The organism is Virgibacillus subterraneus, from assembly GCF_900110695.1.
GTDB lineage: Bacteria > Bacillota > Bacilli > Bacillales > Amphibacillaceae > Lentibacillus > Lentibacillus subterraneus.
In genome coordinates this window covers 314,903-335,516 of record NZ_FOEH01000002.1, presented here as the reverse complement: position 1 = coordinate 335,516, position 20,614 = coordinate 314,903, and the positions used below count along the sequence as shown (strand labels likewise).

Here is a 20,614-nt window from a genome sequence, read left to right as displayed (position 1 = left end):
ACAAACATAGTGAGGTGATAATCGGTGGAACAAACACTAAAAGTAACGAATGTACTGAGTGACCCAACCAGATATAATATTTACCAGTATTTAATAAAGCACCACCAGGAAGTGTCTGTTGTTGAGATTGCCGAATTATTCGATATCCATCCGAACGTAGCCAGACTTCATCTATCAAAACTGGAAGACATAAATATTGTTGAATCCTACTCCCAAAAAACTGGAAAAGGTGGTCGGCCAAGTAGAGTTTATCGACTTTCAAATGAAGTAATCGAGTTAAATTTCCCGCATAGGGATTATAAATTACTTTCTACAATTGCAATTGAATCATTTGTTGAATTGGGAGAAGCCGGAAAACATGCATTATACCAAACTGGTTATAAATACGGGAATAAAGTAATTGAGCGATATAACAACGGCCCCTTGTTTGAGGAACTTACAAAAGAACAAAAAATTAACATATTAGAAGATGCTGGCACAATGCTTGGAATGTATCCGGACTTTCAATATAATGCTGATAAAAACAGTGTAACTTTTCAAATTAAAAACTGTCCCTTCAAAGAGGTCGCATCAACTAACCACGCTATGGTTTGTAAATTACACAACAACTTTTTAAAAGGTATGTTTGAAGCGTTGTTTACGAGTGTAGACTTAATAGAAAACGAAAATATGTTCAATGGATGTGAAAATTGCACGTATGTGGCAAAACTTTCTATTGTTTAATAAAATTTATTTTACATTATCCTAATCGTCGTTTATAATAACAATGATAAGGTTACCTAAAAGGAGGGGGAAAACATGGATCGAATGTTTCGTGTCCTTGCCTTTTGGACAGGTATTTTCACAGTAATGTTTTATGTAGGAGACATGCAGAAAACAGCACTACTATTCCTAGTTCAAACGGCATTTTTCCTAACAGTAAGTTATCTGAAATTATCAGAACGCATGTATATGTATTTATTCGGAGCTTACTGTACTGTATTTTTTATTGGATTTACATGGTATTCAGAATTCATATTAGTGCCTGGATTCGGGCATTAAACCAAAAACCCTGCTTACATATAATGATGCAGGGTTTTTTATTTTTTTGTGTTTACACTATTGACATGTTGTTAATATACAATTATAGTAATAACAGTAGCTTAACTTTTATCCCTAACCAACAAAAGAGCAGAGCACATCCCCCCTAAAGCCCTTCTTATAAAAGAAGGGCTTTTTTGTTGCTTAGTGGCCTATAAAGTCTAAGATAACTGTACTTCCGAATCAACACGCTCAGCCCGACGTACAGGACTGACTAGTGTCGGTGATGCCACAGGACCTAGCATCAGCTGCTAGCGTCTATTGTACTCCCCTCCCCCGGTCTACGTTAAGATATCAAGGATGTTCGACAAAAATCGCCGTTTCTCAACCCACCAGCGATTAACGGGCGCAGTCCATACGGCGTTGAACAGGCGCTGTTGTTCGGCTTCTTAACGGGTTGAGAAAAATGGATTATTCTGTTTTTCATTTCCGATAGTTGTCTCTGGCCCATGACCAGGACTTACAGTATAGGATTCCGGCAATTTATAAAGGTCATTACGTATACTTTGCTCAAGCTGCTTAATATCCCCACCCGGCAAATCAGTTCTGCCTATACCTCGATTAAATAATACATCTCCACTTATAACATGTTCTTGCTCATGGAATATAAAACTAACACTACCAGGCGAATGTCCGGGGGTATGTATTATATCGAATGATATTGTTCCTATCTGTAATTTTCCTGGGGTTAAATAATGCTCGGCACTTTTAGTTTTAATCTCGCTCCCGATAAATAGTAATGACCCATTTAACTTTGGGTTCTCCAGCCATGCCGATTCCTCCTCGTGAATATAAACATTGATGTCATAGTAATTCCTAACTTGATCAACGCCACCAATATGATCGAAATGTCCATGGGTTAGTAAAATCGCTTTTGGTGTAATATTTTTATCATTCAAATACTTTATTATTTTCTCAGGATCGCCACTGGGATCAATCACTATTGCATCATTAACGTTATGTACGATATAGCAATTCGTTCCTAGTGGACCTAAAGACATGCTTTTAAAGATCATTATCAACCCTCCATTGAATTTTTGTTCAATATTTTCGTTACAATATAACTCGACAAATCCCATTTTATACTATAAAATAAGAATAGGAAACTGCTTGTTACATAATAATAAATTGAAGAACTCATAGTAAATTATCACAATCAAAGAAAGTTCACAAGGAGGATATTTTCATATGATTTTAGCAGTAATACTTTTGCTTGTTACACTGTTGTCAGTAGTATCAGTAATCCGTCAATTGAAAATTAAAAATGTATTCGCACTTGGTTTCTCGGCCATTTCAGCACTAACTTTTGGCTTCTTCTCCATTGCGACCATCATTACCGAAATAGGAAATTTATAACCATAAACAATAAAAACTAACTATTACAGTTAGTTTTTTTTTTATGGTAAAAAGCTGATCCACATAATGGATCAGCTTTTTCAATTCACTTATTTACTTTTTGAAAAATCCACGAATCTAAATAGATCCCCATAAATTATCTCGTCTGAATATCCTAGTTCTTCTTCTACTTTTTCCTTAATAGGATCACATGCGGACTCTGCTTTACTTTCAGAAGTTGCGTTTTCTTTAGGTTCTACTGGTTCTCCAGTTTTACGATTATAGCAAATGTCACTTGTCGAAACATATTTCTGACTTACAAAGTCTCCATTTCGTAATGCTATATAATCTTTGCGGTCTTTACTGAACAAGTCATTACCGAAGTATATATCATTTTTAGTTGATACACCCAACATGTGTAGCAATGTTGGTTTAATATCTATTTGACCAGATACTTGAGACATTACTTTACCATCTTCATGTCCTGGTATATGAATAAACATTGGTACTTCTTGTAACTGTACATGATCATATGGTGTGATTTCTTCTTTGTCTAAATATTGACTCATAGCTTTATTGTGGTTTTCACTAATACCATAGTGGTCACCCATAATAACAATGATAGAGTCTTCATATATTCCAGCATCTTTTAACTGTTGAAAGAATTTCTCAATTGCTTCATCAGTATATCGGACTGTTGGAAAATAATTATTCAGCGTATTGGAATTTGAATCATATTTATCAATTGAGCTATCTTCTTCACTTAATTCAAATGGAAAGTGATTTGTAAGTGTAATAAACTTTGAATAGAATGGCTTTTCCATCGACTGTAAATACTTGATCGATTGTTCGAAAAATGGTTTATCCTTCAAACCCCATCCGACAGAATTTTCTTCATTCACTTCATAGGCTTCTTCACCATAAAAGTGATCGAATCCTAAGCTGTCATACATTTGATCTCTATTCCAAAAGCTTTTGTTATTTGAATGAAATACCGATGAGTTATATCCTTCTTCCTTCAAGATCTCTGGCATTGCGTTATACTCATTCTGACCGTGCGTAAAGAAAACGGCACCTCTCGATAACGGATAAAGTGAGTTTTCCGTCAAGAATTCAGAATCAGAAGTTTTTCCTTGTAGTGTTTGATGATAGAAGTTTTCGAAATAATAGGTACTATCATCATTAACTAAACTGTTTAAAAATGGTGTTACTTCTTTACCATTTACTTTTTTATTTATCACAAAGTTTTGGACAGATTCCGCTGAAATAAAGATAACGTTCTTATCCTCTGCAATACCATGTAAAGGTGATTTACTGTCACTTTGAATATTTTGGTTTACATACTCTTTAATATCAGGTAATTCGTTGCCATCTGCAAAGACCCGCTGCGTTTTCACTTTTGAATGAACTGCTAAATCGTAAACATGATAATTAAACAGCCCAATATTTTTCACCAAATATTCACGGTCAAATGCACGAGTGAATAATTGAGGTCTTTCCATCTCAGCTAGGAAAAAGTTCCCTGCAAGTAGCATTAATGACATCGCTAATGCAAATACTCTTCCACTTTTTTGATAGCTGACTGACATAGCATTTGGTATTTTCTTACTTAAATACCATATAATTGCTACATCCACAACGAATAAAATATCGTATACTTCAATCAACGTAAAAATACTTGAGCCCAAGTCACCCATATTACTTGCCTGGAATAATTGTGGCACTGTTATAAAGTCGGTAAAAGAACGGTAGAACACAAGATTAAAGTATATAATAAACGTTCCAATTAATGCTGTGTAACGTATAAATTTCATTTGTCGAGACTGTTTTTTAAACCATACACTTATTGAAAAGAATAAAAAAGCAGAAACAAATGGATTTATAAACAGGATAAATTCCTGCATCGTATTTTCCAAGTCAATACTAAATAAAAATCGATATATAAAATAAGTCTTTAATCCAAATAATAATGTTGCAATTATAAACAACGGCATTTTGACTCGTTTTAAGTTCATCTTAGACCTCCTACAGTAAAACTTTTAACATTCTACATTACTATACTTATTCATTTCATTCAATACCCGTAACTATATTTTTAAAACGTGGCAAAAGACCTATACTACTATATGACGTTTATCTCCATCAAAAAGTTTCATAGAATTTATATTTTTTTATTTTAACGGTAATTAGTTAACAAATTATTATATTAATAGAAGAACTTCAAAAAGTAAAGGTTAAAATGTAGTGTTCGTTAACTTTTGTTTCACTAAAAATGCTGCACCAATTATTCCAGCATCATTCCCAAGCTGAGCCACTTTTAGATCGCATACTTCACTTACTCTGCCCAGAGCATATTTACGGAAAGCATTATCAATACTATTTATAAATCCTTCCCCAGCTTTTGAAACACCACCGCCTATAAGAATCTTGGATGGATTTATAATTGTTGCAAGATTTGCGATTACTAACCCAAGAACATCTGCTGTATGGTCAATAACTTCTTTACTTAAAGCATCACCGTTATTTGCTAATTCAAAAATATCTTTAGTCGTTAAACTTCCATTCTCTCGATATAAGGATGCTAAACGACTTGTTGGATTTGTTCCAATTATATTCCTAGCTTGTCGAACTATTCCAGTCGCTGAAGCAATCGTTTCTAAACACCCTCTACGACCACAATTGCACTGATAACCGTCTTTTTCAATGGTAATGTGACCAATTTCTCCTGCTGTTCCATTTTCACCATTTAAAATAGTACCATTGGCGATTATTCCGCCACCAACTCCTGTTCCAAGGGTGATAGCGATAAGATTTCTGGATTGCTCACCGGCACCTCGCCAATTTTCGCCTAGTACTGCGATGTTTGCATCATTTTGTACAAATACAGGCAAATTAGATATAATTTTTAATTCATTCGCTATTTCCATATTCTTCCATCCGATATTAACAGCTTCATACACTCTTCCTGACTCTTCATGTATAAACCCGGGAGCACCTAGTCCAATACCAGTAATTGAATCTTTGTTTAATTGACCTATTTCAATTTTTTGTCTAAGTGAGTTCCAAATATCAGTCAGAATTGAAGTACCGCTGTTGGTGGCATTAGTTGGAATTTCCCACTTATCTAGGATATTCCCCGCTTCATTAATTATGCCAAATTTAATTGTTGTACCACCAACATCTATACCTATAATGTTTTGATCCATTAGGAACTCTCTCCTTTATCAACTCGTATTCGAGATGCTTCTTGTCGAAGGAGTAATGTAGCCTCCTGATATTCGTTTGGTTCAATAAATTGTGACTGATATAATTCTTTAACTTCAGCTTCCATTAGTTCAAGATCTGCTAAACGATCACCAATGTATAAAATTGTTCCGAACTTTTTCAATAATTGTCGTACATCATATATAGTTTTCATTTAATCACCATTTACCATTATACCAAAATGTGTTGAAATAAGGAACAACAAAAAACCAGACCGAAAATATTAACGATCTGGATCCTTTGGATGTAAAAATGCTGGCCTTCTGTTTTTTAATGGCATGGGTGAACGAAGGAACACGTCACGAAATGCCCGAAATGAAAAAGGTAGTAACGGCCAAAAATATGCAGTTTTGAATGAATTCATTCTTACTAAATACAGAATCCAGAGTGTGATTCCAACTGCATATCCAATTGGTCCAAAGTATGCTGTTACTAATAGTAGAAACATTCGAACCAATCGATTTGCCAAACTCAATTCATAACTTGGTGTCGCATAAGTACCTATTGCAGCTACAGCTAAATAAAGAACAACCTCACTGGAGAACAAACCAACTTCCACTGCAACTTGTCCCATTAATATTGCTGCAACTAGACCAAGTGCAGTTGCCAAGGATGATGGGGTATGAATTGCAGCCAGCCTCAACATATCAATTCCTACTTCAGCTATTAAAAATTGTGCAATCAATGGAATAGATCCAGGTTCTGATGGACCTATAAATTCTAGACCGGTTGGTAAAAACTCTGGACTTGTGGAAAAAAGGTAATAAAGCGGTAATATGAATAGTGATACAAAAACTGCAATAAATCGAATAAATCTTAGATAAGCACCAACCAATGGTTTTTGCCGATAGTCTTCAGCATGCTGTAAATGATGCCAATATGTTGCTGGGGTAATCATTACACTTGGTGATCCATCGATAATGAGGAGTATATGTCCCTCATATAAATGAGCTGCAGCTGTATCGGGTCTTTCCGTATACCGGACAGTCGGATATGGATTCCAATGTCGCCCACTTATAAATTCATCAATTGTCTTTTCAGCCATTGGCAAACCATCAGTATCTATCTTCTGTAACACTGTTTTCAGCTTCTGCACGCGATCCTGATCTGCAATATCGTCAAGGTAACAGATACAAACATCTGTCATAGATCTTCTGCCGATTTGCAGGTATTCCATGCGTAAAGATCGATCACGAACCCTTCTCCTGGTGAGGGCTGTATTAAAAACAATAGTTTCAACATAGCCATCTCGCGAGCCTCGCACAACTCTTTCTAAGTCTGGTTCAGCTGGTGCCCTTACTGGGTAGGTCCTTGCATCAATCATGATTATTTCTTCAATACCTTCAACAATCAAAGCTGCTGGTCCACCAAGAACCAAATCAGCCGCCTTGTTTAAATCTTCCAGACGATCTATCTCTATATAGGGTATATATGTTTTGAAAAGTTTTGTTAATGGATCCGGTTCCAGCTGCTTTGGTTCCAGCTGTGCCAATAATTTCATTATATAGTGCAGAATCTCATCTTTTGCAAATCCATCAATCAGAAATAAAGCCATCTTTCTTCCTGCGTACTCTAAATCCAGAGAAATTACATCAAAGCTTTTATCTACAGCCAACCTATCTTTCATATAGTCGACGTTCTTATGAAACGAAGAAAATAACGATTTTTTTTCTCTTTCCATTAATGTGTCACCCTCATTTAGAAATCTATAACTAGTTTGTTACAAGTCATTTATTCTATTCTTGAATTAGCATAAACGGTTGTCCAAACTCATACATTTTATTTTAAGTGGGAATTACAGAGGATGATAATTGAAATGAATAAGAGGCTTTTAGTTTATATAGTAATATTACTTATAATATTGCCTGTATTTGTCTACATCATGCAGGTAAAGACTGTTCCAACTATTACGTTTTTTCCAATGGACGAAAAGACGAGCTTTGAAATGGCAAATACCCGTCTTGATTTGATATCTGAAAAAACCAATGACTCCTATGAGATAATCTGGGAAAATGATTCAAAAAGTGATAAGGAAATATATTTAAGGCAAGATGCTTCCTTGATATTTGATAATGGCATGTTAAGAGGTATTCGAAGTAAATGGATGGAAGATACAGATAGAATCCAGACAAAGGAAAAAATTTACGGAGAGGATAGCAGCTATTTTCAAGCAATATCCTATCATCATGGAGAGATTCATTATCCAGACGATCAAATTAAAAGTATACACAAAATGACTTACGATCAATTATACGTTATCGATTCTCCAAACACTGTACTAGAGTCTTTTAAAACCCCTAATAATAAATATGAAACCGAGTGGGCAACATTACTAGATCATACAACACATCAGCAATTATTATATTCGTGGAAGTTGCTAATTCGTCACTTTGATATTGCCAGTGAATCTTACATTTCCGTTCCACTTACAGAGCTTTACAAATATAATAATGAGCCTCTTCCATCACTAACACAAAAACAAACAAATCAGATTATTGGCCAACTATGGGAAGGAATCTATAAAAATTATATTATAAATGCTAAGAATATTGAAAAAGACAAATTAAAAAGTTACGTGCCTTTAGTTTTGTTTGATAAACAGAATAAACATTTAATAGTTTTATATGAAATAAATGGTAATAAAGAAAGACTGATTCAGCAGTATCCTGAATTTAAATAAAAAGCTCTCACTGTGGGTGGTTAGGTGGTTACCCTCAAAAGTGAGCTTTTAGGCAATTTTTGTCAGTTTTGTAGTTTTTTAATTTTCGCAGTATACATTCTATTAAAAAATAGACTTCTGTTCGGTTCATTGATCAATAATCTTTTCATAAAACTTTTTAATATCATCACCGTTTGGTTTTATTTCATATGCCTTTTTAATTCGTTCTTGTGCTTTATTTACCTGTCCTTGGTTATAATATATAACCGCTAGATTAAAATGAGCCTCAGCAAACTCGTCGTTTATCTGTATTGTATCTTCCAAATCATCTATAGCCGAATCAATTTTATCCAGCTTTACATAAGCATAAGATCTTTGAAACAATAATTCATCTGCAAGGTCATCAGGATTCCTTAAACCAATTGTAGTAGCCTCTACTATTTCTTCATAATTTTGCACTGCTGCTAACTGCTCAGTTTTCATCAGCTGATAGGATGGGCTATTCAAATTATGTTGGATGCCAAATGTTATTAATCCAAAGATTATAATTGCATAAAGAAGGAGCGCAGAAAGCTGTATAGATATCTTTTTCATCCGAGGCAAATGCAAGATTGCCGAAGCAATAAATCCTGTAATTAATCCTCCCAGATGTGCTCCATTATCAACTTGAGGAACCATGAATCCAAATACAAGGTTTATTCCAATAATTATAAGTAAGTTTTTTCCCATCGTTTGGAAAAATAATTTTCTATGAATTAATCCAAAAAATAATAAAGCGCCGAAAAGACCAAATAACGCACCAGATGCACCCGCTGAGATGTTAGTGGTAAATGCAAAACTAGCCAGTCCACCACCTATACCTGCTAAAAAATATATTAAAATAAAACGGATTGAACCATATATTCGTTCAACAGCCATTCCTAAATAATAAACAGCAAACATATTCATAAATAAGTGCAGGAATCCAATATGCAGGAACATAGATGAGACGATACGCCACCATTCACCATTTTCAATAATAGCAGGATTATACTTTGCTCCATACTCAATTAAGGTTTCTATCGATTTACTACTACCATTTAGTTCAAGTAATAAAAACATGATAATGTTAATGCCCAATAAAAAATAGGTTAAAAATGGTTTACCATTAGAGAATACATTGTCCGCCTCATTTTCTTTATTCTTCAGAATATTGTTCAATTGGGATTTATAATAATCAACACGTTCTTCCATATCCTGTTCTATCACTTTATGTGAAATACTCACATTTGAACTATCAATTGCTTCCTGCAGCCGTGAATGTTCTACTTCTTTTTCTTCCTCCGATAAATAGTAAACCTTCATTTTCATTGGATTCTTTTCATTTAATTGCATTGGTTTCTTAAGTATGTCCCAGTCATCTACCGGTGAATGGGAAGATATATATACATTATGTATTTCAATATGTTTGCCCAGAAAAAAACGTTTCATTGCTTTTGCTTTTTGAAAAACGACCCTTATATCCTTTTTTAAATGATTTTTCCAATCAAATCCTTTATGTATTAAGCGAACTACATACGATGTTTTATTTTTATATTTTTCAAGCCATATTTCCTGACCATTTTCATTTATGTGCAGTATTTCGAAGTCATCTTCTGCAACTAAGTTATATGCTAGTTTATAAAATGTATATTGCTCAGATAGGTACATTCGTTTTCCTCCCTGAAACCATCTTACCAAAAATAAATTTATTTTTCTTTTATTGTATATTAAAAGAAGCCGTCGTAGAACTAAGTGGTTCAGTTACGGAGTACAAAAAAGAAATGGCGCTCTTTATTGCTCCATTTCGTGGCTAATCAACACCACCATTAGAGGATTGTTGTGGAATAGGAAAGAGCATCAAATTGCTCTACAATTCAATGCTCAATTTGTACTACATTCTTACTACCAGTGCTCCAAAGCTGATTACTTATCTTAGAACAGCTTTTTTAGAAAACTTGGCATTTGTTTAAGGGTTTCTTATGAAGATATATTTTGTTTTGTTAGAACTCCTTATACATTGGAGTGCAAGCCATGATAACACAAGTTCCATAGCTGCACTTATGCAATAAAAAGTATTTAAACTTTTTAACTGCTAAAATAAACAATCTAGTTTGTTGATCGACTGAACAAGTTTGGTAATATTTTATTACGGATTGCTGGCATGTTCATCGTAATCATAACTGCAATTCGTCGCAAGAAACTAATCGCCAATAGAGTGTTTACTATTCTATATCTCCATTTAAAGATTACTGTCACTACGGTCAATAAAAATGTAAGAACTAAAAAGATTCTCATCCTGACACCCTTTTCTCCTAATGATGTTGTGTTATTAATTGTTTTCAACATGTTGTGATTTTATGCATCAGGATCCAATATATCGATCATACCAAATTCTTGCCTGAACAGGGTCTTCAGTGCCTTGAACGAGAACACGCCCATCTTTGAAAATGACAAGACTTATAACTTCATTAAAAGTTGCTTTCAATAAAAATGGCGTACGTTGAACTATCGCTACTTTAGCTAATTGTTCTTCCCAGTTTTCCAAGTCCATATTTGATTTTTGATGAATTTGAACCGTATCACGCCCGCATAATACAGTCTCCCTATCTTGTGCAGTTCTTTGTAAGGCTGGATATTCATTTTTCTGGCATGTGCGACAGCTTGGGTCAGGACTTGACAATTTCATATCATATTGCTGGTTAAACCATATATCAACTGTTTTTAACGTGTTTCGTAAATTATTCTTATTTCCAGTCAAAAACTTTAGTGTTTCAGTCACCTGTAAAGAAGATATCATATCAACTGCAGGTGAAATCACGCCAACGGTATCACATGTTTGGCCGTTATCGGTACCTTCGTTTGTAATACAACGTAAACATGGTGTTTCTTGGGGAATAAAGAACGCAGTCATGCCTCTTGAACTGACAACTCCACCATATGAAAATGGAATATTATTTTTAATACAAATATCATTTAAAAGATAACGGGTAGAGAAATTATCTGTCCCATCCAATACTACATCAATGTCTTTTACTAATTCGTTTATATTTTCAATTGTAACGTTACCTACAATTGCTTCAATTGAGACAGAACTATTCATTTTTTCCAATTTATTTTTTGCGGCAATAGCTTTTGGCATTGCTTTTTTAGCATCTTCTTCATCAAAGAGCATTTGTCGCTGCAAATTACTAAGTTCAACATAATCACGGTCTATCAGGCGTACTTTACCAATACCTGCTCGTACAAGATGATTACATATCACAGTACCTAGTGCACCAGCACCAACAACAAGAACGGAACTCTTTGTCAACTTTTCTTGTCCTGATTCCTGTATTGGAGCAAACAACATTTGCCTTGAATAACGTGTCGAATTCACCATTGTATCTCTCCTTATCACAGAAACCCGCTTTCTGTAATTATTCTATCTACCGGAATATCGAATGGTTCAGCTGGTAATCCCTCTACTATTTGTTCATTGGAAGCAATGGATATTCTCTTATTTGGAAAATCACTCAAAAATCGATCATAATAACCTCCACCGAAGCCAATCCGAAATCCGTTACCATCAAATAAAAGACCTGGCACAATAAGTAACTCAATCATCCGTTTATCTATTTTTTCCGTTTTTTCAGGGATTGGCTCCAATAAATTATAATAAACCACTTCCAATTGTTCATATGTATTTATTTTATAAAATTCGAGTTTTCGGTCTTTTGGTCGGCATTTCGGCACACAGATAGACTTACCTTCATTCCAGGCGGTTTCAATGATTGGTTTTGTGTTCCATTCAAAACCATTGGAAATTGTAACACCCACAACAGCTGATTGCTTCCAAAAATCCGAGTTAACAACGTTTTGTGTCAGTTTCTCCTCGATATTCTTTCTTTCTTCTTCAGAAAAACCCTTTAACATAGATATAGCATTCTTGCGTAATTCTGATTTATCCATTTGCTCACCCCTATCAAAAGTATATACAATCTTCGGTAAAAAATAAAACTCTTGCCTTCAACAGTGGCAAGAGTTTTATTTCAAAAAATTATTATTTTGTTTCACGATGCAATGTGTGTTTTTTTAGACGTGGGCTATATTTCATAAGCTCTAAACGTTCCGGGTTAGTACGCTTATTTTTAGTAGAAATGTAGTTACGGTCGCCTGTTTCAGTACATGCTAAAGTAATATTTACGCGCATATATTTTCCCTCCAAACTATAAAGTCTTGCTTTGGCAGATAAGAAAGTATAAATCCTTTCTTACTGCATAAGTGCAACTAAGGCTTTCGCTTTCTCCATTAAGGCTAGACGATAAGCCAAGTTTTCTAATAGGCATCTTTTATTATATTCAGACTTAATTATAATAGCAGATGTTAGAGAAACAATCAAGAATCTACTTGTAAAATATTGATGATTTCTCTTTTTTAAATTATATGTTATAAATATAATTGTACATGAATGGAGGGAAGAAAAAAAATGATGTATGCGATAATTACTATTATTGTCATCGCTGTTGTATTACTTGTATTATCTTTCTTTATGAACGACAAATTTGACGAACTGGAAAGTGAATTAGAACAATTCTCAATTTCCACCATGCAGGATAATTACCAAATGAAAAAGAAAATTAAAATTTTAGAAGAAGAACTGCTTACCGATGACTTTTCCAATGATAACTTACATAATTAATAATTTAACTACTAGAGAGATAGGGGAAAATTATGAAACAACCAATTAGATCATTCGCACTTGGTCTCTTATCAGCTGGTATCCTCTTACTTGTAATGTTTTATTTTACAAATGATCCCAAAAGTAAAACTGAAAATATGTCAACTGATGACTTGATTAAAAGTGTTGAAGCTGAAGGGTACCGTGTTTTAACAGAATCTGAGTATATTTCTGTTTCGGTGAAATCAGACGAGGATAAAAATGCTGGCGAAAATGCTAATAGCGAATCTCAACCGAAAGAAGAACAAAAGAATAATTCGACTTCCGATGAAAGTCAGGAAACTGAGACAGAAGAAACTAATGGTGAAGAGAAAAATGACCCAATTACTGAGGAAAATAGTAAAGTAAACTATACATTAACAGTAAAATCCGGGATGGCACCATCGACTATCAGCAGCACATTGGCTGAAAATGGTATTATCGAAGACCGTGATGAATTTACTCAGTATATGGAAGAACAAGGGTATACAACGAGGGTTCAACTTGGTGATTTTGAATTAACAAGTAATATGAGCCATTACGAAATTGCTGAAAAACTAACTAATTAAGCTGTATTGCCACCGCAATACAGCTTTTTCTATCAAACTAGTTAAGTTTATAAGATTCTCCCTTCACCAGAAACAAAATACTTTCTCCGATATTGGTAATATGATCAGCAAATCGTTCGATATATCTGGCACTGAAAGCCATTTGCATTACAAATTGAATTTTTTCTGAATTTGTAGCTGTTTCGGTCAATAATTCGTGAATAATTCGTTCGTATAGTTTGTCAACTTGATCGTCCATCTCAGATAACTTACCTGCTATAGAAATATCTTCATATTGAAATGCATGCATAGCAGTATGAACCATTTCTACAGCCATGTCACGCATCTGTTTTATTTCATGATGGATTGTCAAACGGTGGTTCTCTCCTAAATGAATCGTCGATTTCGCAATATTTTTAGCATTGTCCCCCATCCGCTCTAAATCTGTTGTAATTCTTAATGCTATTATTAATCGGCGTAAGTCGGTTGCAACTGGCTGCTGTTTTGCAATCAGTAAAATCGTTTTATCGTTAATAGAATGCTCTTGTTCATCTATTTCATTATCCCGATCAATAACTTGATTTGCTAATTCAATATCCTGGTTATACAACGCATCAACAGCTTCACACAAGGCATTTTCTGTAGTTTGGGATAACACCATTATTTTCTCTTTAATATTGCTTAGGTCAGTTTCAAATTGTTCTCTAGCAACCATCAAAGTCCTCCTTTTATCTTTTTATCCGAAGCGTCCGGTGATATAGTCTTCTGTACGCTTATCTTCAGGATTGGAGAAAAGTTCATCTGTATTGCTGTACTCTATTACTTCCCCATTCAGGAAGAAAGCAGTTTTATCCGAAATTCTGGCTGCCTGCTGCATGTTATGCGTAACTATTACGATACTGTAATCTTCCTTTAATTTTTGAACCAGTTCTTCTATTTTTGCTGTTGATATAGGATCTAACGCAGACGTTGGCTCATCCATTAATATAACATCCGGTTCAATTGCTAAACATCTGGCGATACAAAGTCTTTGCTGCTGACCACCTGACAAACCGAAAGCATTCTCCTGCAAACGATCTTTCACTTCATCCCATAGCGCTGCACCTTTAAGACTTTTTTCAACAATCTCATCAAGTACCTTTTTCTTTTTAATACCATGAATTTTAGGTCCATATGCAACATTTTCATAAATAGACTTCGGAAATGGATTTGGGTTTTGAAAAACCATTCCAACATTTGTCCTTAGTTCTTCAACTTTATACTTAGGACTGAAAATATCTTTTCCATTATAGTTAATACTTCCCAACATCTTTACGGATGGGACTAATTCCACCATACGATTTAGTGCCTTAATGAATGTCGATTTACCACATCCGGACGGCCCAATTATGGCTGTTACATTATTAGCCGGGATATCAAATTGAACATCATATAGTGCCTGATCGCTTCCATACCACAGACTAAAGTTCTGAATGGAATAAATTGATTTAGAATCTCTACTTTTTGGTTTAATCGTTGTATTTGGAACTGGTACATGTTTGGTCTCAGCTGCACTATTCATATTAAAAAACCTCCTAATTAAAATCGCTTCGAAAACTTATTTCGTATGATGACGGCAATCGAGTTCATAAATAGCAATATGACTAGCAATATAATAATTCCTGTTGATGCCACTAAATGAAATTCCTCTTGTGGTCTTCCGGTCCAATTGAAGATTTGAATTGGTAACACAGTAAAACCAGACCAGACATTTTCCGGTAAATAAGCGATAAATGAGAGTGCGCCTATCATTAGTAGTGGTGCTGTTTCCCCTATTGCTCGTGATAGAGCTAATATACCACCAGTAAGAATGCCTGGTATTGCTGCAGGTAACACAACACGGCGAATGGTCTGCCATTTCGTGGCGCCCATTGCAAACGATGCCTCATACTGGTTCTTTGGAATAGCCCTTATTGCTTCCTGGGAAGATACAACAATTATCGGCAGAATTAATAAGCTCATCGTCAATCCACCCGCCATAATACTTCTTCCCATTTCCATTAATCGTACAAAAACTGTAAGACCCAACAAACCAAATACAATGGAAGGTACCCCAGCAAGATTTGAAATATTTATTTGAATAAAGCGTGTGAATTTGTTCCTACTTGCATATTCCTCTAAATATATAGCTGTTCCAACACCCAGTAAAAGAGATACCGGTGCAGTTACAGCCATTAACCATAACGAACCGACTATTGCTGCTTTTATCCCGGCTTCTTCAGGAAATCTTGATGCAAAGTTTGTTAAAAACCCCCAGTCCAAATGACCGATACCTTCTGAAAAAACCCGGTATAACAATACTATTAAAACCACTATTCCAAAAGCGGTAGCCGAAAAGAATAATTTATTCATAATCTGATTTTTAACTGATCTCTTACTCATTTTATTTTGAATAACCTGTTTATCGACCAAACTCATATTAGTATTCCTCCTTGAAACGACGGGAGATATATTGCGACAACAGATTCATTAATAACGTGAAAACAAACAACGTCATACCAACCGCATAAATACTGTAGTATGTGGTCGACCCATAAGACGCATCACCTAAACTTACCTGAACAATATAACCTGTCATGGTCTGAATAGACTCCGTAACATCTAATGAAAGCTTTGGTGTTGCTCCAGCTGCGACAGCTACAATCATCGTCTCGCCAATAGCGCGTGATATACCTAACACAAATGAAGCAATGATTCCAGATAAAGCAGCTGGGACTACCACCTTTAACGCTACTTCCAGTCTTGTTGATCCCATAGCCAAAGCTCCATCCCTCATTTCATTGGGGACAGAACTCATTGCATCTTCAGATAAAGATGCAATCATCGGAATAATCATTACCCCTACAACAATTCCGGGACTCAACGCATTAAAAATTGGTAAACTTGGAATGACGTTTTGAAGCATCGGTGTAACAAAAGTCAAAGCAAAAAAACCATATACAATTGTGGGAATACCGGCCAATACTTCCAAGATAGGTTTAACGATTTTGCGTATATTTGGTGAAGCAAATTCGCTTAGATAAATTGCTGAGGCAAGACCAATTGGAATTGCAACAGCCATTGCAATAACAGTGATTAATAGCGTTCCTGATATTAATGGAAGAATTCCAAAACTCGGGTTTTCTCCAAATGGCCACCATTTCGTTCCTGTTATGAAATCAATAAAAGATACACGGTTAAAGAAAGTGATAGTTTCCACTAATAACGTAAGTGTGATGCCAATTGTAGTCAGTACAGATATTATTGCACACAGCAAGAAAATCGTTGGTGCTGCCTTTTCTGAAAAACGAAGCAAGAAACGATTTGATTTATTTTTCTTCATCATGTCTTTAACGTTAACTGCCATATAAATACTCCTCTATAAAAACGTTTAGTTGCTGTCTGACAATAGCAATAACCTTAAACTATCTTAAGATGCAGGAAAGTGAAGGAGAAGCCTGTTCTGATTTAACTTCCCTCGCATGTTTTATTCCCGCAATCTTATTGTGTGAATTAGATTATTTACCTGCTAGTTCATCGATCTTTTCTAAGGCTTCTTCATATTTACTTTCCGGTTTAGCAACGTAACCTACAGCTTTTGCCATCTCACCAGCGTTTTCGAGTGTATATTTGGTGAATTCATATACTGAATCGTTTTGTAATGCTTCATTTTTCACATAGATAAACAGTGGTCTGGAGAATGGATTATATTCACCTGACTGAATTGTTTCCTGACTCGGTGTTACTGCTTCCTCATCACTGTTCACAATTGGTACTACCTTCAAATTATCTTTGTTTTCCGCGTAATAAGCATATCCAAAGTAACTGATACCATTCAGTGATCCAGTAACTCCCTGAACAAGGACATTATCATCTTCTGATAAAGAAGCGTCCTGACGAATTTGCGCATCTCCTAATACAACTTCACTGAAATAATCAAATGTTCCAGAATCTGCTCCTGGGCTATAGAATTTGATCTCTTTTTCAGGCCAGCCCTCTCGTACATCAGCCCAAGTCTTTACTCCACCATCTTCACTCCACATTTTAGTCAGTTCTTCGACTGTTAACTGGTCTACCCAATCATTTTCTTTATTTACTACAATTGATAATCCATCAAGAGCGACTTCAATTTCCGTATACTCAATTCCATTTTCCTCAAGTAGTGCTTTTTCATCTTCTTTGATAGGGCGGGAAGCATTTGAAATATGCGTCTCACCTGCGATAAACTTTTCAAAACCGCCACCGCTTCCGGAAACCCCTATATTTACTCTTGCATCCGGGTTCGCTGCCTGGTATTCCTCAGCAACAGCTTCCATAATCGGGAACACGGTAGACGATCCATCAACCATTATTTCTTTTGTACTTTCTTCTCCGTCACCGTTATTCTCACTGCCTTCTGCATTACCGCATGCGGCTAACAATACTAATAGTAATGACATTCCTAATGTTAAGATTAAAGACTTTGATTTCATTTTAATCCCCCTAATTATGGTAGTTTGTTAGAAAAGGAAAAATTTTATTCCCTCTCCTACAATGCAATCATAAATCACCAGTGTTAACTCCCCATTAATTAGTTGTAAAAATAATGTAAAGTTAGTAGATTAACAGAAATCAATTTTTCTATTCACTATTACAATCGAATCTGAAACAGAAAAAGTGTCATTAAAAGTTAAAATTTTAAATGACACTTCTTCACGTCGACATACGAGTGTAGTTATGAGTTATAATTTAGGGAATTTGGCTTATCGCCAGACCATAATGGCGAAAGCCTGGTTTGCACTTATGCAGTAAGAAAGAATTTTTGATTTCTTAACTGCTAAAAAAGCCCAAACCTTATTAATAAAGGTTTAGGCTTTTAGTGATAAAAAGGTTATTCTTCTTCTGTTTCTTCTTCTTGCAAATCAAAATAGGTATCTAAAATCTGTTCTCCAATTAATTTACTTGTTGGATGTGCATTTGGAATACCTGCATGTGGAACAACAACTGCAAAGGCGACTTCCGGATTGTCATATGGAGCATAACCAACAAGGCTATGATTTTCCGTATCCGTGGAAGATCCATTTTCATGAAAGATTGTATACTCGGCAGTACCAGTTTTCCCAGCTGCTCGATATTCTTTATCTGCAAAATTACCAGTTGCTGTTCCGCCGGGCTCTTGATATACTTGACGGAATCCTTCTTGAACACGCTCAATATAATTATCATCCATTACAATTTTGTTTAAAAAATTTGTATTCTTACTTTGATAAACCGATCCCAATTCATCTTCATGGGGAACGGGCATCCTTATTTCTTTCATAAAATGTGGCTGAACACGATAGCCATCATTAGCAATGGTAGAAACATATTGCGCCAGCTGCAGTGTTGTATACGTATCATACTGACCAATTGCAAAGTCTAATAAATTACCCGCCTGAGGATTTGGACCCTTATAACCTGTTGATTCATATGGAAAATCAACGCCTGTTTTCACTCCAAGTCCAAATTGGCTGAAGTAATTGCGCATTTCCTGAAATGCTGCAGGGTCGAATTTTAGCTTATCATTTCGCTGATAATTGAAGTCGCCACCCATACGCATTGCAATATAAAACATATATACGTTGGATGACCGTCTCAATGCATCCAGATCATTAACCCACTGTAGGTTGCTATACGAACTTTTTTCAGGCGTTCCGGCAATTTTTATTGGCGCATCATAAAACCTTTGTCCAGGCTCAATAACACCTGATTCATAGCCTGATAGCACTGTTGCACCTTTGACAGCGGACCCTGGTGGATGACCAGCGTACAAGGATTTCAGTCCAGCATTTTCAAATTCATTGTCATCCCTGTTATAGTGTTGTCCAGCAACAGCCAACAATTCACCTGTTTGCGGGTTCATTACAACAGCAAGAGCATCTTCCAAATATTTATTCTTAGCAGGAGCTTTTTGTATAGCCGTTTTCAGTTCTTTACGTAATATCTTATTTATCTCTTCTTGAAGTTCCATATCAATGGTCAGGATTAGGTCTTTACCGCGTTGACCTTCAACTACTACTTCAGATTCAACGACTTTCCCGCTTTTATTCGTTGTATATTGAATCTTTTCCTTTCGGCCTCTTAAAATATTCTCATACTGCTCTTCTAATCCACTTCTGCCAACACGATCATTTCTGCTATAGCCTCTTGTAAGGTAATACTCTTCCTTCTCAGCTAAAATCCCTTGTGACTGAGATGTTATGGTGCCTATAAAGTTACTAAAAGTTTTCCCGTATGGTTTTTCCCGATCCCAATCGGTAGTAGCATTGACCCCTGGTAAAACATCTAAATGTTCAGCCACACGTGCAAATTCTTTTGGTGTTACATTTTCGTTCTTAATAACTTGTGGCGTTAATGTCATCGCCTTATCCATTTCTTTTTTAATGGCCATTATTTCAAGCTGCTTTTCAGAGTAACCTTTGATTTCCTCCTCTTTTATTCGGTCAAGCATCGTATTATATTCTTCAGCATTATCCATTTCTTCTATTTCTTTATCCGTTAATCGAGATCTAGCTTCTTCCGTATTATTCAAATACCAATACTCTTTTTTATTACGTGTTGAAACACCATAATCCCGATTCCCATCTTTATCTTCATGTGGATCCATTGATATATATGTAGCTAATTTCTCGGCCACATCCAACCTGTCTTTTGCTTGAATACCCTTTGCAGGTGTATAAGTAATTGAATATAATGGGTTATTATCAACAATTAAATTATGGTTTCGATCATACATTTTCCCCCGAGGCACCGGTATCTCTGTATAATCATTTTCAGTTTTATCGATTTCTGCCTGGAATTCTTCCCCATTCAATATCTGCACGACACCTAGCTGCAAAATTAAAACTGAAAACAATAAAAAGACAATAAAAAATAGTATATTTAAACGAAAGGGAAGTTGAGACTTTTTCTTTTTCTTTTTTTGAACCATGCTTCGGTTTCTCCCCCTTATATATAAAATTATCTCAACCTATT

21 protein-coding genes are annotated in these 20,614 nt (G+C 35.3%); 6 read left to right on the top strand and 15 right to left on the bottom strand.

What is annotated here, in order from left to right; translation table 11 throughout:
* Positions 1 to 24: 24 nt before the first annotated feature.
* Together BMY13_RS08105 and BMY13_RS08100 are read left to right on the top strand one after the other, a co-directional pair.
* Positions 25 to 723, top strand: a complete 699-nt coding sequence (locus tag BMY13_RS08105; RefSeq protein WP_092503789.1) for a helix-turn-helix transcriptional regulator — start codon at positions 25 to 27, stop codon at positions 721 to 723.
* 75 nt (positions 724 to 798) lie between these two features.
* On the top strand, positions 799 to 1,041 hold the full coding sequence (locus BMY13_RS08100; protein ID WP_092492571.1) for a DUF2626 domain-containing protein: 243 nt from the start codon (positions 799 to 801) through the stop codon (positions 1,039 to 1,041).
* A gap of 428 nt (positions 1,042 to 1,469) precedes the next feature.
* On the opposite strand, the gene BMY13_RS08095 is transcribed toward BMY13_RS08100, so the two are convergent.
* On the bottom strand, positions 1,470 to 2,096 hold the full coding sequence (locus BMY13_RS08095) for an MBL fold metallo-hydrolase (protein WP_092503786.1): 627 nt from the start codon (positions 2,094 to 2,096) through the stop codon (positions 1,470 to 1,472).
* Between the two features lie 172 nt (positions 2,097 to 2,268).
* On the opposite strand from BMY13_RS08095, the gene BMY13_RS08090 reads away from it, so the two are divergent.
* A complete protein-coding gene (locus BMY13_RS08090) occupies positions 2,269 to 2,436 on the top strand; it encodes a DUF2759 family protein (RefSeq protein ID WP_092492569.1) in 168 nt (55 codons plus the stop codon).
* Between the two features lie 89 nt (positions 2,437 to 2,525).
* Here the strand turns inward: BMY13_RS08090 and BMY13_RS08085 are convergent, their stop codons facing one another.
* The 4 genes from BMY13_RS08085 to BMY13_RS08070 all read right to left on the bottom strand — a co-directional run bounded on the left by BMY13_RS08085 (position 2,526) and on the right by BMY13_RS08070 (position 7,360).
* Positions 2,526 to 4,430 (bottom strand): LTA synthase family protein, encoded by a 1,905-nt coding sequence (locus BMY13_RS08085; protein WP_092503784.1) that lies wholly within the window; start codon positions 4,428 to 4,430, stop codon positions 2,526 to 2,528.
* Between the two features lie 219 nt (positions 4,431 to 4,649).
* Positions 4,650 to 5,621, bottom strand: coding sequence for an ROK family glucokinase (locus BMY13_RS08080; RefSeq protein WP_092503782.1), 972 nt, complete (start codon positions 5,619 to 5,621; stop codon positions 4,650 to 4,652).
* Positions 5,621 to 5,833: a YqgQ family protein gene (locus BMY13_RS08075; protein ID WP_092503780.1), complete on the bottom strand. Its 213-nt coding sequence runs from the start codon at positions 5,831 to 5,833 to the stop codon at positions 5,621 to 5,623. The genes BMY13_RS08080 and BMY13_RS08075 overlap by 1 nt, the downstream gene beginning before the upstream one ends.
* A gap of 69 nt (positions 5,834 to 5,902) precedes the next feature.
* Positions 5,903 to 7,360, bottom strand: a complete 1,458-nt coding sequence (locus BMY13_RS08070) for a spore germination protein (RefSeq protein WP_092503778.1) — start codon at positions 7,358 to 7,360, stop codon at positions 5,903 to 5,905.
* A gap of 135 nt (positions 7,361 to 7,495) precedes the next feature.
* On the opposite strand from BMY13_RS08070, the gene BMY13_RS08065 reads away from it, so the two are divergent.
* A complete protein-coding gene (locus BMY13_RS08065; RefSeq protein WP_092493227.1) occupies positions 7,496 to 8,359 on the top strand; it encodes a hypothetical protein in 864 nt (287 codons plus the stop codon).
* A 126-nt stretch (positions 8,360 to 8,485) separates the two neighbouring features.
* On the opposite strand, the gene BMY13_RS08060 is transcribed toward BMY13_RS08065, so the two are convergent.
* The 4 genes from BMY13_RS08060 to rpmG all read right to left on the bottom strand — a co-directional run bounded on the left by BMY13_RS08060 (position 8,486) and on the right by rpmG (position 12,548).
* Positions 8,486 to 10,027: a rhomboid family intramembrane serine protease gene (locus BMY13_RS08060; RefSeq protein ID WP_092503776.1), complete on the bottom strand. Its 1,542-nt coding sequence runs from the start codon at positions 10,025 to 10,027 to the stop codon at positions 8,486 to 8,488.
* 694 nt (positions 10,028 to 10,721) lie between these two features.
* Complete coding sequence (locus tag BMY13_RS08050; RefSeq protein ID WP_092503774.1) at positions 10,722 to 11,738, bottom strand: ThiF family adenylyltransferase; 1,017 nt, start codon at positions 11,736 to 11,738, stop codon at positions 10,722 to 10,724.
* A gap of 14 nt (positions 11,739 to 11,752) precedes the next feature.
* Positions 11,753 to 12,307 (bottom strand): 5-formyltetrahydrofolate cyclo-ligase, encoded by a 555-nt coding sequence (locus BMY13_RS08045; protein ID WP_092503772.1) that lies wholly within the window; start codon positions 12,305 to 12,307, stop codon positions 11,753 to 11,755.
* A 91-nt stretch (positions 12,308 to 12,398) separates the two neighbouring features.
* Positions 12,399 to 12,548, bottom strand: a complete 150-nt coding sequence (gene rpmG / locus BMY13_RS08040) for a 50S ribosomal protein L33 (RefSeq protein WP_010530995.1) — start codon at positions 12,546 to 12,548, stop codon at positions 12,399 to 12,401.
* Positions 12,549 to 12,824: 276 nt separating this feature from the next.
* Here rpmG and BMY13_RS08035 point away from each other — a divergent pair, with 276 nt between their 5' ends.
* The gene (locus BMY13_RS08035; protein ID WP_092492561.1) at positions 12,825 to 13,037 is read left to right on the top strand and encodes a hypothetical protein; all 213 of its coding nucleotides are present in this window, start codon (positions 12,825 to 12,827) and stop codon (positions 13,035 to 13,037) included.
* 32 nt (positions 13,038 to 13,069) lie between these two features.
* The gene (locus BMY13_RS19700; RefSeq protein WP_092503770.1) at positions 13,070 to 13,624 is read left to right on the top strand and encodes an endolytic transglycosylase MltG; all 555 of its coding nucleotides are present in this window, start codon (positions 13,070 to 13,072) and stop codon (positions 13,622 to 13,624) included.
* A 37-nt stretch (positions 13,625 to 13,661) separates the two neighbouring features.
* On the opposite strand, the gene phoU is transcribed toward BMY13_RS19700, so the two are convergent.
* From phoU to BMY13_RS08000, 6 genes are all read right to left on the bottom strand, one after another.
* Positions 13,662 to 14,318, bottom strand: a complete 657-nt coding sequence (phoU, locus tag BMY13_RS08025; protein WP_092503768.1) for a phosphate signaling complex protein PhoU — start codon at positions 14,316 to 14,318, stop codon at positions 13,662 to 13,664.
* A gap of 21 nt (positions 14,319 to 14,339) precedes the next feature.
* On the bottom strand, positions 14,340 to 15,164 hold the full coding sequence (gene pstB / locus BMY13_RS08020; protein ID WP_092503766.1) for a phosphate ABC transporter ATP-binding protein PstB: 825 nt from the start codon (positions 15,162 to 15,164) through the stop codon (positions 14,340 to 14,342).
* Positions 15,165 to 15,181: 17 nt separating this feature from the next.
* Positions 15,182 to 16,060, bottom strand: coding sequence for a phosphate ABC transporter permease PstA (pstA, locus tag BMY13_RS08015; RefSeq protein ID WP_092503764.1), 879 nt, complete (start codon positions 16,058 to 16,060; stop codon positions 15,182 to 15,184).
* Between the two features lies 1 nt (position 16,061).
* On the bottom strand, positions 16,062 to 16,988 hold the full coding sequence (gene pstC / locus BMY13_RS08010; RefSeq protein WP_092492556.1) for a phosphate ABC transporter permease subunit PstC: 927 nt from the start codon (positions 16,986 to 16,988) through the stop codon (positions 16,062 to 16,064).
* Positions 16,989 to 17,139: 151 nt separating this feature from the next.
* A complete protein-coding gene (locus tag BMY13_RS08005) occupies positions 17,140 to 18,093 on the bottom strand; it encodes a PstS family phosphate ABC transporter substrate-binding protein (protein ID WP_092503762.1) in 954 nt (317 codons plus the stop codon).
* A gap of 398 nt (positions 18,094 to 18,491) precedes the next feature.
* Positions 18,492 to 20,570, bottom strand: a complete 2,079-nt coding sequence (locus BMY13_RS08000; protein WP_092503760.1) for a peptidoglycan D,D-transpeptidase FtsI family protein — start codon at positions 20,568 to 20,570, stop codon at positions 18,492 to 18,494.
* Positions 20,571 to 20,614: the final 44 nt, after the last annotated feature.

Excerpts from the sequence above, each read along its gene's own strand:
- BMY13_RS08000 (WP_092503760.1), bottom strand. The coding sequence starts at position 20,570 with ATGGTTCAAAAAAAGAAAAAGAAAAAGTCTCAACTTCCCTTTCGTTTA.
- BMY13_RS08035 (WP_092492561.1), top strand. The coding sequence starts at position 12,825 with ATGATGTATGCGATAATTACTATTATTGTCATCGCTGTTGTATTACTT.
- BMY13_RS08100 (WP_092492571.1), top strand. The coding sequence starts at position 799 with ATGGATCGAATGTTTCGTGTCCTTGCCTTTTGGACAGGTATTTTCACA.
- pstA (WP_092503764.1), bottom strand. The coding sequence starts at position 16,060 with ATGAGTTTGGTCGATAAACAGGTTATTCAAAATAAAATGAGTAAGAGA.
- BMY13_RS08075 (WP_092503780.1), bottom strand. The coding sequence starts at position 5,833 with ATGAAAACTATATATGATGTACGACAATTATTGAAAAAGTTCGGAACA.
- BMY13_RS08070 (WP_092503778.1), bottom strand. The coding sequence starts at position 7,360 with ATGGAAAGAGAAAAAAAATCGTTATTTTCTTCGTTTCATAAGAACGTC.
- BMY13_RS08045 (WP_092503772.1), bottom strand. The coding sequence starts at position 12,307 with ATGGATAAATCAGAATTACGCAAGAATGCTATATCTATGTTAAAGGGT.
- BMY13_RS08080 (WP_092503782.1), bottom strand. The coding sequence starts at position 5,621 with ATGGATCAAAACATTATAGGTATAGATGTTGGTGGTACAACAATTAAA.
- BMY13_RS08005 (WP_092503762.1), bottom strand. The coding sequence starts at position 18,093 with ATGAAATCAAAGTCTTTAATCTTAACATTAGGAATGTCATTACTATTA.
- BMY13_RS08060 (WP_092503776.1), bottom strand. The coding sequence starts at position 10,027 with ATGTACCTATCTGAGCAATATACATTTTATAAACTAGCATATAACTTA.
- rpmG (WP_010530995.1), bottom strand. The coding sequence starts at position 12,548 with ATGCGCGTAAATATTACTTTAGCATGTACTGAAACAGGCGACCGTAAC.
- BMY13_RS19700 (WP_092503770.1), top strand. The coding sequence starts at position 13,070 with ATGAAACAACCAATTAGATCATTCGCACTTGGTCTCTTATCAGCTGGT.
- BMY13_RS08065 (WP_092493227.1), top strand. The coding sequence starts at position 7,496 with ATGAATAAGAGGCTTTTAGTTTATATAGTAATATTACTTATAATATTG.
- BMY13_RS08085 (WP_092503784.1), bottom strand. The coding sequence starts at position 4,430 with ATGAACTTAAAACGAGTCAAAATGCCGTTGTTTATAATTGCAACATTA.
- BMY13_RS08050 (WP_092503774.1), bottom strand. The coding sequence starts at position 11,738 with ATGGTGAATTCGACACGTTATTCAAGGCAAATGTTGTTTGCTCCAATA.
- pstC (WP_092492556.1), bottom strand. The coding sequence starts at position 16,988 with ATGGCAGTTAACGTTAAAGACATGATGAAGAAAAATAAATCAAATCGT.
- pstB (WP_092503766.1), bottom strand. The coding sequence starts at position 15,164 with ATGAATAGTGCAGCTGAGACCAAACATGTACCAGTTCCAAATACAACG.
- phoU (WP_092503768.1), bottom strand. The coding sequence starts at position 14,318 with ATGGTTGCTAGAGAACAATTTGAAACTGACCTAAGCAATATTAAAGAG.
- BMY13_RS08090 (WP_092492569.1), top strand. The coding sequence starts at position 2,269 with ATGATTTTAGCAGTAATACTTTTGCTTGTTACACTGTTGTCAGTAGTA.
- BMY13_RS08095 (WP_092503786.1), bottom strand. The coding sequence starts at position 2,096 with ATGATCTTTAAAAGCATGTCTTTAGGTCCACTAGGAACGAATTGCTAT.